Genomic DNA, 12,091 nt, shown 5'->3' with positions numbered 1-12,091 from the left:
CAAATCATTAATAAAAACACCAAAAGATCGAGCACAAATTGTCAGCCATATTTGATGCTATTCCAAGCACGCTGAATAAAGTGATCACCATTTAATCGCGCCACTGCATCAATATCAATATCAACCCTTTCTCGGACCAGTGTTGGTTGATTCAGTTGTAAACTGATCGTACTGAATTTAACACGGTCTTGAACTTCGAGTTGAGTGAGCCGTGTGATTTCATTCAAATGAGCTGGTCGTGCTTGACTTGAAATAGTCTGTTCTTGATTCATTTTTTCTTGAAGAAGCTTCAATTCAAAACGTTGTGCACTATAGCGTTGCTGATTCAGAAAAAACATTAAAGGTAAAAGTTGATTAACAACATGTGGGGCACGCTCACTCGGTACACGTAGCACCATAAAAGATATAGGTTCAACTTTTTCAAATACTTTTACTTTACCTTCTGAAATATTCTGACGTTTAAGATCAACCACATTGAAATCAATATCTTTTCTTTCAATAAATCCGCCTGCTTCAAGGGTTATTTTTTCAATCTCTAAACTGCTTTTCACCACATCTTTAACGGTAAAGTTAACTTGCTCCTCTCGAACCATACGACGAGTAAGTTCAACCGGATTAACATCTTGATTTAATATGACCTCAGGTTTTTGCTCCTGGACGGGCAAAGTATTTGGTTCAGCCGCTTCTTGCATATCAACTTGCGTATCAGCAGTATTTTCTTGAACTGCTTCAGCAGAGCGTTCCTCTATTTTTTTGAACAGGATGCCAGCAACATCGAACACAGCAGCGTGCTTATTACTATTCTTTTCATTCATTTTCTCTAAATTATAATTTTGTATTGATGGCTCGTAATTTTAATTATTATAAACATTCAATTAAGAAATTATACTTAAAAGTTTCAATGAAAATGGCATACCTCATTGAATGAAATATGCCATCAATTTATATTCAATTGACTTTCAGATTCTACCTACTCTATTAACTTACTTTGTCCATGTTCATATCATCGACAACATGACCCGCGATCTCAGACACTAAATTTTCAAAAGAGAAAATTTGATTTAACTGCTCTTTCGTCAAAAGATTCTGCTCAATGACAACTTGCTGAATGGTTTTATTTTCTGCAAGACAAACCTTCCCAATTTCATCACATTTGGCATGACCTAGAATCGGATCTAATAATGTGACGATACCAACACTTCGCATCACTGCATCGTAACAAGTCTGTTCATTTGCAGTAATACCTTGAATACACTTGTTTTCAAGTGTTTGCATTGCTTGAATTAATAAATTGGTTGATTCATTCATGGTCAGTGCAATTACAGGTTCCATGACATTTAATTGTAATTGTCCCGCTTCAGCTGCCATGGTCACTGTCAAATCATTACCAATGACTTTAAAAGCAATTTGATTCACTACTTCAGGAATAACTGGATTGATTTTCGCAGGCATAATGGATGAGCCAGCTTGTAATTCAGGTAATCTAATTTCAGCTAATCCCGTACGAGGTCCTGAACTTAATAAGCGCAGGTCATTACAAATTTTTGAGAGCTTGACGGCTAAACGCTTTAAAGTACTTGATAGAATAATAAATACGCCACAATCACTGGTGGCTTCAACATAGTCTTCAGCACCTTGTAATTTCAATCCAGTAATTTGAGAAAGCGTTTGAACCACTTCTAGTGCATATCCATGAGGTGTGTTCACACCCGTTCCAATCGCAGTCGCACCCAAATTTATTTCTAGCAGTAAATGACGCATCTTTTGGATGAGGCGATAGTCTTCTTTTAATAGCGTCGCAAATGCACGAAACTCTTGTCCGAGTGTCATGGGTACAGCATCTTGGAGTTGAGTTCGCCCCATTTTAATTACGTGTTGAAATTCAGATGCTTTGATCTCAATAGCAGCGATTAATGAGCGAACTTGAGACAATAAATCTTCTAAACTGTAATATGTTGCTAGTCTCAATGCAGTTGGATAAACATCATTGGTCGATTGCGATTTATTCACATGGTCGTTTGGATGAATTACATCATATTGACCTTTAGGCAAGCCGAGATGCTCGAGTGCAAGGTTAGCCACCACTTCATTACTATTCATATTAATAGAAGTTCCAGCCCCACCCTGATAAATATCAATTGGAAATGATGATTTCCAACTTTCAGGCTGCTCAATCAGTTGATCACAAGCCCATTGAATCGCTTGGCTGACATCTTGACTTAATTTGGAAAATTTTAAATTTGTCTGTGCTGATGCTTTTTTTACCTGTGCCAATGCACGAATAAAATGTATGTTTTCACCTATTTGTTGATGCGAAATCTGAAAATTCTCCATCGCACGCAGGGTATGAATCCCATAGTAACGATCGAAAGGAACCGCTTTTTCACCGAGCAGATCATGCTCTATTCTTGTTTTATCAAATTGAACCGTAGACACTTTTATTACTCAACAATAATGCACCATTATCGTGCAATATCGATAATAGGCTTCATGCTTATTTTCACTATTGATTTAATACTTCTTTATGCAATAAAAAATTACAACTTCGCTGTTTAAGTGACAAATGTAACTTTATGTTAAAAATAATCATTTATAGAATTGTTTTAAACCTCAAAGTAAACTTTTTTGAAAAAATAGTCTTTGTAACCAAAATTACATTCAGTTTCACTAAACAACTATAAATCTCACTCAAATGTAACAGAGCGTAATTTTCAAAACGTGCTTGAATCAGCTCCTCGAATAATTCGATTAAAAATTCATCTCGGAAAGATGGTCATTTAGGACAGACAAAGGATGGCATAGCAATGAGCCAATTAAATCCTACGCTAATCACATTTATTTTTTATATTGTGGCGATGCTTGGCATTGGGCTTTATGCCTACAAAGCCACGAATAATTTTGATGATTATATTTTAGGTGGTCGGAGTTTAGGCAGTGTCGTCACTGCATTATCCGCAGGTGCATCAGATATGAGTGGCTGGTTACTCATGGGCCTACCTGGTGCAATTTATCTCTCAGGTTTATCCGAAGCTTGGATTGCCATTGGTTTAATTATCGGTGCTTGGTTGAACTGGCTGTTGGTCGCGGGTCGTCTACGTGTTCATACCGAAATACAACATAACGCATTGACTCTCCCCGACTATTTCACCAGCCGCTTTGGTGATCGGAAAAAAGTTCTTCGTATCATCTCAGCTTTTGTAATTTTGATTTTCTTTGCAATTTATTGTGCCTCTGGCATGGTCGCAGGTGCACGTTTATTTGAAAGCCTATTTGGTTGGGATTACAACACAGCCCTATGGATTGGAGCAGTGGCAACGATTAGTTATGTCTGTATTGGCGGTTTCTTAGCCATCAGTTGGACAGATACATTCCAAGCAGGCTTGATGATCTTTGCGCTTTTACTTGCTCCAGTAATGACTTATTTAGCCATTGGTGAAAATGCTCAGCAAGTTAGTGTCATTGTGGAATCCGCACGCCCATTAGCGAATAATTTACTTTCAGATCTCAGCACTGTAGCAATTTTATCTTCAATGGCATGGGGACTTGGCTACTTTGGTCAACCACATATTCTTGTGCGCTTTATGGCAGCAGATTCCGTGAAGTCTATTCCAGCAGCACGTCGAATTGGAATGACATGGATGATTCTATGTCTTGGTGGTGCAGTCGCTGTCGGTTATTTCGGAATCGCTTACTTTGATACGTTTCCTCAACTCAGTGCTGCAGTCAATGCAAATCCTGAAACTGTTTTTATGGAATTAACTAAAATTTTATTTAATCCATGGGTTGCAGGAGTGATTCTTGCAGCGATTCTTGCTGCAGTAATGAGTACCCTAAGCTGCCAACTATTGGTATGCTCTACCACGCTTACAGAAGACTTATACAAAGCATTTATTCGTAAATCTGCCTCACAAACCGAGCTGGTTTGGGTAGGTCGTTTGATGGTATTAATCGTTGCGATTATGGCGATCTTCCTTGCAATGAATCCGAACAGCAAGGTACTCGGTTTAGTTGCTTATGCGTGGGCTGGCTTTGGTGCAGCATTTGGACCACTGATTATCCTTTCTCTCTTCTGGAAGCGAATGACCATCAATGGTGCATTGGCAGGTATGATTGTTGGTGCTGTTACCGTCATTGTATGGAAAAACACCATGGCTGATACTGGCGTCTACGAAATCATTCCTGGCTTTATTTTATCTTGGGTGAGTATTATGGTGGTGAGTTTATTAGGCCGCCCGCCAGCGCAAGATGTGACTGACCGTTTTGATGAAGCTCAACAGAAATATGAAATTGAAATGCAAGAAATCAAAAATGGAAGGTAATGAGAAATAAAAAATTAAGGGGCTTATAGCCCCTTTCTTATACATTTACTTTTTAAATGTTTGCTTAAGTTGCACTTGCGAAGATTCCTTAATAACTTCCATCACTGGATAGCTACGGGTTTCTTTGATGCCAGGCAGTTGCCATAAAACCTGTCCAGAGATCTTACGAAACTCTTCCATGTTGGCGCAACGAATTTTAACTACAAAATCAAACCCACCGCTGATCATGTGACATTCAACAATTTCAGGGTAACTTCTGACTGCATCAGAAAATTCTTCTAATACATTTGGAGTTGTTTTATCTAATAAAATTTCGACAAATACCACAAAACTTCGATTCAGCAGATCTGGATTTAACTTGGCTTCATAACCTGTAATATATCCATCTTTGGTTAGTTTTTGTACTCGAGCAAGCGCTGCTGTGGGAGAAAGATTGACCATTTCAGCAAGTTTTATATTTGATAGACGCCCATCTTTTTGCAAGATATCTAAAATTTTTAAATCTGTACGATCCAAGGTCATCATTTGAGTCTGCATGCGAATTATTCTCTAAATTTAACTCTAATTATAGTGAGTTATGCACCATATTTTCTGTAATTATAAATTAAATAAACCTTAAAGATAAATCTATTTCATTGTCACAGGACGCTGGCGTATATCTCATGGAACAACTTAGCTCACCCCTTTCTCGCCCAATAGACATTCAAGACATTACTGAATTTAAAGATAAATCAGATCTAGAATTAGAAATAAATCGTGCATGGCGCCGTGATGAATCTGAATGTGTCGAAACACTTCTCGAACAGACCGAGATTGATCAAGAAATTTCAGACAAAATTTATCAATTAGCCTTCAATTTAGCGCATTCATTACGTGAACGTAAAGGGTCAGCGGGCAAAGCAGGCATTGTACAGGGTTTATTACAAGAATTTTCATTATCTTCACAAGAAGGTATTGCGCTCATGTGTTTAGCTGAAGCGCTGTTACGTATCCCTGATAAAGCAACACGTGACTTATTGATCAAAGACAAAATCAACCAAGGCAATTGGAAAGATCATTTAGGTCAAAGCAGCCTAATGTTTGTAAACGCGGCAGCATGGGGCTTAATGTTAACTGGTAAGTTAATGGAAACACCTAAAGCAAATAGTCTATCTGGTCTTCTCACAGGCATCTTGGCACGAAGTGGTCGTGGCATTATTCGCAAAGCCGTTGATGTTGCTATGCGTATGATGGGTGAACAGTTTGTGACAGGTGAAACCATTGATGAGGCGTTAAATAATGCCGAACGATTAGAAGAACAAGGCTTCCGTTACTCATATGATATGTTAGGTGAAGCAGCACTTACAGATCATGATGCGGAGCGCTATTATCAAGATTATACAAATGCGATTCATGCGATTGGTAAGGCATCGTCTGACAAAGATGTTTACGAAGGCCCCGGTATCTCAATCAAACTTTCAGCACTTCATTCACGTTATCAACGCTCGCAAATTGACCGTGTACACGATGAGCTTTATCACAAAGTCTTTAATCTAGCGGTTCTAGCGAAACAATATGATATTGGTCTAAATATCGATGCTGAAGAAACTGATCGGCTGGAAATTTCATTGGAACTTCTTGAACGCTTATGTTTCGAACCAAAATTGAATGGCTGGAAAGGCATTGGATTTGTGATTCAAGCTTATCAAAAAAGATGTTTTTACGTGGTCGATTACATCATTGATTTAGCTAAGCGTAGTCAAAAACGTTTAATGGTTCGTTTAGTCAAAGGCGCCTATTGGGACAGTGAAATTAAGAAAGCACAAGTTGAAGGCATGACCGATTATCCTGTCTTTACTCGAAAAGTGCACACAGATTTATCTTATATTGCATGTGCTCGCAAACTTTTAGCCGAACCAGACTTTATTTATCCACAATTCGCAACACATAATGCACAAACCTTAGCCACTATTTATCATTTGGCAAATCCTGAACAATATTATAAGGGACAATACGAATTCCAATGTTTACATGGCATGGGTGAACCACTTTATGAACAAGTCGTCGGTTCTAAAGCAGATGATAAACTTGGCGTACCTTGCCGAATTTATGCACCTGTCGGAAATCATGAAACCCTTTTGGCTTATTTGGTTAGACGATTGCTTGAAAATGGGGCAAACACGTCTTTTGTAAATCGTATTGCTGATAAAACACTCAAAATTGATGACTTGATTGAAAATCCACATCAAACCATTGATGTCACAAGTCGAATCGAAGGCAAAGTTGGATTAAAGCACCCTGCTATTCCATACCCGAAACATTTATATGCTGATCATCGCCCTAACTCTCTTGGAATTGATCTTGCAAATGACCAAGACCTTGAACATTTGAATCATACTTATCAACAATGGTCTAAAGTTCAAATTAAAGCCACCCCAATGGGTCTGAGATTAGATGAATCCGTACACGATACAGAGTCAATTGCAATTCTCAATCCTGCAAACCATCAAGATATTGTCGGTGAAGTGACGGAAACTCATGCCATGCAAGTGGAAATGGCGTTAGTTAATGCGACTGAAGCACAGCAGGATTGGCAAAATTTAGATAAAGATCAACGTGCAGAATATTTAATTACCGCATCCAATGTGATGGAGTCTCGACTTGAAGAGCTGATGGTTCTGCTCAGTCGTGAAAGCGGTAAAACATTTGCCAATGCGATTGCTGAAGTACGCGAAGCAGTAGATTTCTTACGCTACTACGCAGCACAAGTGAAAGATCTAGAACACAAAGCCGTTATTCAACCCTTAGGTACAGTACTGTGTATTAGTCCTTGGAACTTCCCATTGGCAATTTTTACAGGTCAAATCGCGGCGGCACTTGTAACAGGGAATACTGTAATCGCCAAACCAGCGGAGCAGACCCCTTTAATTGCCTCAATTGCAGTTCAGATCCTTTGGGAATCTGGCGTACCACAATCTGTCTTACAGCTCTTGCCAGGACGTGGTGAAACAGTGGGTGCACAACTCAGTAGTGATCATCGTATTCAAGGTATTATGTTTACAGGGTCAACTGAGGTTGCGAAAATTTTGCAGAAAACCGTTGCAAAACGACTGAATCAATTTGGTCAATCAATACCTCTCATTGCAGAAACCGGCGGTCAAAATGCCATGATCGTAGATTCTTCTGCCCTGACTGAACAAGTGGTATTAGATGTTGTCAGCTCAGCATTTGATAGTGCAGGTCAGCGTTGTTCAGCACTGCGAATTTTATGTGTTCAAGAAGATAATGCGCATACCGTGATCAAAATGCTCAAAGGTGCAATGAAGCAATTGCGTGTCGGTATTCCAAGTTTATTAAAAACTGATATCGGACCTGTAATTGATCGAGAAGCAAAACAATCCATTGATCAACATATCAATAAAATGAAATCTTTGGGCTATCCCGTTCAACAACTCATGTTGGATGAAGATGACTCTCATCTCAAGCAAGGGACATTTGTTAAACCGACTTTGGTTGAGTTACCACATTTAGATGATCTTGAACGTGAAGTTTTTGGTCCAGTACTGCATGTCATTACTTATAAATATGGCGAACTTGATCGACTTATTGATCAAATCAATGCCAAAGGCTATGGTTTGACTATGGGCTTACACACGCGTATCGATGAAACCATACAAACCGTAATTTCAAAAGCAGAAGTTGGAAATCTCTATATTAACCGCAACATTGTAGGTGCTGTTGTCGGTGTACAACCCTTCGGTGGAGAAGGTTTATCTGGTACAGGTCCCAAAGCTGGTGGACCGATGTATATTTATCGGTTAATGCATGAATGTACACATAAAAAAATTGAACAACCTTATGCAACGAGCAAAGGCGTTGAATTGACTGAACATCAAAACTTATTGAATCAATATAAAGATTGGGTCAATAAGTCATTTCCTCATTATCAAATGAAGGTGTTGCAACCAAGTTGTGTCGGACATAGCTATGAATTACAAGGACCAACAGGTGAAAGCAATCAATATGTTGTGTTACCGAGACATCGTGTTTTAAGCTTGGCAGATCAAGAAATAGATCAGATTCATCAACTTCATGCCATTCTCACGGTTGGCTCTCAGCCAACTGTTCTAGGTGAGAATACGTTTGTTTTAAAATACTTACAGTCTATGCCTAAAGAGGTCGCTCAACGTATCGCCATTATTGCTGATATTGAGACAGGTAGTTTTGATGCAATTCTACATCATGGCACCAAAAATCAACTGTTAAAATTGCAAGATAAAGTGGCTCAGCGACAAGGTCCGATCATCGGAATAACACATCTAGAGCCTGGTAATTATGACATTCCTTTAGAACGCTTCTTTATTGAACGTGCAATTAGTATTAATACCGCAGCTGCAGGTGGTAATGCGAGTCTAATGACCATGCAAGCTTGATTCTGTTGAGTCAAAAAAACCAGTGCATTGCACTGGTTTTTTATTTGTGATTTAAACAGCAAGCATACTATTTAAAGTTTCAGATACATTTTTAGATTTCACGATAGGTTTCAATGCTTCGAGTTTCGCTTTGACTTCGGCTTGTTGAGGATGGGCTAACGTGTACCAACGTGATAAAAGTTGTAACAAACGTGAGCCTACAATCGGATTCTTTTCGTCCAAATATTGAGCCAACTGAATAATGTGATCTACCCCAAAACTCCAAGTATTCACAGGGTTTGAATTTAAACCACCAGTTACAGCACGGATTCGATTAGGTACTTTAAGATCGTAATCAGCATGTGATGTCAGTTTTTGAATCGTCTCTGCTGTCGCTTTCGGATGAGCTGCTTGGATCATAAACCACTGATCCATTGATAGAGCCTCATCTTTAAAACGCGCATAGAAATCTTCTAAAATTTCAGCAGCTTGTGGTGCATCATTCCACACCAACACTTTTAAAGCACCTAAACGTTCAGACATATTACGTGTTTGACGATACTGTTGCTCAGCTAAGTCAAATGCAGCTTCATCTCCTTGACGCGCAATAAAAGAAAGCATGATGTTCTTTAAAGCACGTGTACCCATAGCTTGGGAAAAATCTGACTGTGTTGCTGGATCTAATGATAAATAAGTCTCTTTAGCAAAATCACCTAAACGGCGAGACAAAGTATCTAATAGAGCGTTACGCTTTTCATAGATCGCTGTCGGTTGATAATCGTAGTCAATACGGCTACCCAAATAACCTTCACTCGGAACATCAAATAAACGTGAAGCTAACAGCGGATCTTGCTGAATTACTCTAGGTAGCGTTTTTAACATCGCTTCAATATATATGTCAGCAGATTGGTCATTTAATAAGATGCGCTCAAGCAATGTTTGCGTCGCTTGCCACTGATTAAAGCCATTGGTTTCGTACTGTAATAAGAACGCAAGCTGTTCATCAGTATAATTAAACTCTAAATTCACGGGTGCAGAGAAATTTCGTAATAGTGAAATTACAGGCACCTTCGCGACGTTTTTAAACTCGATCGTTGCTTCATCAGTCGTGAATAAGTAAACACCATCTTTGACTTGATCTTCAACTAAAGCTGAGCATTCAAGTTTAAGTTGCTCACCAGTGTGTTCATCAAACAAAGCCAAAGCGACAGGAATTGGAACCGCTTTTAAGTTTGGATATTTTGGATGTGGTTTTAAACTTTGCTTAAAGTTTAAACGATAAGTTTTCTGCTCAGCATCATACTCACCTTTGGCTTCAAGCTTAGGTGTACCCGGTTGGTTATACCAAGTTAAAAATCCTGATAAATCCACACCAGAACCTGCTGATAATGCAGCAACCCAATCTTCCACAGTCACAGCTTGACCATCATGGCGACGGAAATACTCATCCGTTCCTTTACGGAATTTTTCTTTACCTAATAAAGTCGCCATCATTCGGTTAATTTCTGCACCTTTTTCATACACAGTCGCTGTATAGAAGTTATTAATTTCTACGAAATGATCTGGACGTGGAGGATGAGACAATGGGCCTGAATCCTCAGGGAATTGATGCGCTTTAAGCACTGCCACATCATCAATTCGTTGAACAGCAGCAGACTGCAAATCCTCAGAAAAAGACTGATCACGGAAAACGGTTAAACCTTCTTTCAGACAAAGTTGGAACCAGTCTCTGCAAGTAATACGATTACCCGTCCAGTTATGGAAATATTCATGAGCGATAACAGATTGAACACGCATAATCGCAGCATCAGTCGTGTATTCTTCATCAGCTAAAACACATGATGTGTTAAAAATATTAAGCCCTTTGTTTTCCATTGCACCCATATTGAATGCACTGGTCGCGACAATCATATAATTGTCTAAATCATAAGGTAATCCATAGTGCTCTTCATCCCAACGCATAGAATGTTTAAGTGCTTCCATGGCAATATGGCACTTAGGAATATCTTTTTCTTCAGCATAAATTTCTAGAGCTACATCACGACCTTCAGAAGTGACGTAACGATCTTTTAAAACCGCTAAGTCTCCAATGACACATGCAAAGAGATAGGCTGGTTTCTTGGTTGGATCTTGCCAAATAGTATAATGACGTCCTTCGCCTACTTCACCCGCTTCAATTAAATTACCATTCGCCAGTAGGACTGGAAATTTCTTATCCGCTTCGACACGTGTTGTGAAAACAGACAGCACATCTGGACGGTCTGGATAGAACGTAATTTTACGAAAGCCTTCTGGTTCGTTCTGTGTAACAAACAGATCAGATGCTGCTTGGTATAAACCTTCAAGTTGTGTGTTTGATTCAGGATGAATTTCAACGACTGTAACGATGCATGCATCATCAGGTGCATCTTTAATCACTAACTGTTCATCATCTAGATGATATTGCGAAGAATCTAACTCTTGACCATTCAGTGTAATTGACTTCAACTCAAGCTCACGACCAAGCAAAACCAAATCACCTTCAGTCTGACGTTGCATTTTTAGTGTGCCTGTCACCATCGTATGATCGTCATAGACTTGAATATTTAAATCAATCGAATCCACGACAAATGCTGGCTTCTGATAATCTTTCAAAAAAATCGTTTGATCTGCTTCGATCACTGGATTTGCCGCGATATTCATAACTCGTCCTATAAGCTGTTCTTTACAGCGATTATGCTTTTATGTGAAGTCAATTGATCATAGGTCAAAATTGACGAATTGTCTGTGTTTGACGCTCTATTTAATATGGGTCTATTCATGTTTTTTTCAATTTAATTTATTTGTAGTAACAACAGTTTGCTTCTTTATTACCCGTTTCAAATATCTTGTCTAAGTACGATAGAAATGTAACAAAAATTCACTTCTTTATTTTCAAGCATAATTATTGCTTCAGTTTAAGAGCGGTAATCATCAAAAAACTTATAAATCATAAATGAGGTGAAATATGCTCATCAGGGACCACATAGTCAGAGTAGAAAACATCAAAACCATGCAGATGATGGATGCTGCTAAAATTGATCATCGCGTGATTACAGCATTTTTAACCAGCGAGGGAATGCCTATTGAAACATCAGAAGTCACAGCTGTATTGAAAAACTATGATGCACTCGGAATCAAGAGATTATCTCAAAAGAAATCTCAGGTACTGATCCAAGCTAAAATGCAACATTTTTCCGATTCAGAGCTTCCTTGCCCTTTAACCTATTAAACCCTCCATTCAAGTCGATCTAACATTTGAGGAAATGATTTTCCGGTTCGATCTATTCATATCTTTCACATAAGCAGGCATTCACCTGCTTATTTTATTGATCGCAACACCAGTCAAATTTGTTTTCAATC

The 12,091-nt window shown here is 38.8% G+C and carries 7 protein-coding genes; 3 read left to right on the top strand and 4 right to left on the bottom strand.

From position 1 onward, the window contains the following. Window positions 1-41: 41 nt before the first annotated feature. Both AC1M9H_RS01440 and AC1M9H_RS01435 read right to left on the bottom strand, forming a co-directional pair. Entirely contained in the window at window positions 42-815 is a 774-nt protein-coding gene (locus AC1M9H_RS01440) for a DUF4349 domain-containing protein (protein WP_481597004.1), read from the bottom strand. Window positions 816-978: 163 nt separating this feature from the next. Further along, complete coding sequence (locus AC1M9H_RS01435) at window positions 979-2,436, bottom strand: aspartate ammonia-lyase (RefSeq protein WP_481597003.1); 1,458 nt, start codon at window positions 2,434-2,436, stop codon at window positions 979-981. A 368-nt stretch (window positions 2,437-2,804) separates the two neighbouring features. On the opposite strand from AC1M9H_RS01435, the gene putP reads away from it, so the two are divergent. Beyond that, window positions 2,805-4,319 carry a sodium/proline symporter PutP gene (gene putP / locus AC1M9H_RS01430; protein ID WP_481591069.1) on the top strand — a complete coding sequence of 505 codons (1,515 nt, stop codon included), beginning with the start codon at window positions 2,805-2,807 and terminating at the stop codon, window positions 4,317-4,319. Window positions 4,320-4,364: 45 nt separating this feature from the next. On the opposite strand, the gene AC1M9H_RS01425 is transcribed toward putP, so the two are convergent. Then, window positions 4,365-4,856 carry an Lrp/AsnC ligand binding domain-containing protein gene (locus tag AC1M9H_RS01425; RefSeq protein ID WP_035263751.1) on the bottom strand — a complete coding sequence of 164 codons (492 nt, stop codon included), beginning with the start codon at window positions 4,854-4,856 and terminating at the stop codon, window positions 4,365-4,367. Between the two features lie 125 nt (window positions 4,857-4,981). On the opposite strand from AC1M9H_RS01425, the gene putA reads away from it, so the two are divergent. Beyond that, the gene (putA, locus tag AC1M9H_RS01420; protein WP_481597001.1) at window positions 4,982-8,731 is read left to right on the top strand and encodes a trifunctional transcriptional regulator/proline dehydrogenase/L-glutamate gamma-semialdehyde dehydrogenase; all 3,750 of its coding nucleotides are present in this window, start codon (window positions 4,982-4,984) and stop codon (window positions 8,729-8,731) included. Window positions 8,732-8,782: 51 nt separating this feature from the next. On the opposite strand, the gene pepN is transcribed toward putA, so the two are convergent. Beyond that, a complete protein-coding gene (pepN, locus tag AC1M9H_RS01415; RefSeq protein WP_481612578.1) occupies window positions 8,783-11,392 on the bottom strand; it encodes an aminopeptidase N in 2,610 nt (869 codons plus the stop codon). A 304-nt stretch (window positions 11,393-11,696) separates the two neighbouring features. Here pepN and AC1M9H_RS01410 point away from each other — a divergent pair, with 304 nt between their 5' ends. After that, window positions 11,697-11,960: a hypothetical protein gene (locus AC1M9H_RS01410; RefSeq protein WP_481612577.1), complete on the top strand. Its 264-nt coding sequence runs from the start codon at window positions 11,697-11,699 to the stop codon at window positions 11,958-11,960. Window positions 11,961-12,091: the final 131 nt, after the last annotated feature.

It is taken from the genome of Acinetobacter sp. ANC_7512 (genome assembly GCF_056779935.1).
The sequence above is the reverse complement of the archived record's forward strand: the minus strand, read 5'-3'. Positions and strand labels throughout refer to the sequence as shown.

What these genes read in the sequence shown, in the direction of transcription:
- AC1M9H_RS01440 (WP_481597004.1), bottom strand. Translation starts at nt 815, where the DNA reads ATGAATGAAAAGAATAGTAATAAGCACGCTGCTGTGTTCGATGTTGCT.
- putP (WP_481591069.1), top strand. Translation starts at nt 2,805, where the DNA reads ATGAGCCAATTAAATCCTACGCTAATCACATTTATTTTTTATATTGTG.
- AC1M9H_RS01425 (WP_035263751.1), bottom strand. Translation starts at nt 4,856, where the DNA reads ATGCAGACTCAAATGATGACCTTGGATCGTACAGATTTAAAAATTTTA.
- putA (WP_481597001.1), top strand. Translation starts at nt 4,982, where the DNA reads ATGGAACAACTTAGCTCACCCCTTTCTCGCCCAATAGACATTCAAGAC.
- pepN (WP_481612578.1), bottom strand. Translation starts at nt 11,392, where the DNA reads ATGAATATCGCGGCAAATCCAGTGATCGAAGCAGATCAAACGATTTTT.
- AC1M9H_RS01410 (WP_481612577.1), top strand. Translation starts at nt 11,697, where the DNA reads ATGCTCATCAGGGACCACATAGTCAGAGTAGAAAACATCAAAACCATG.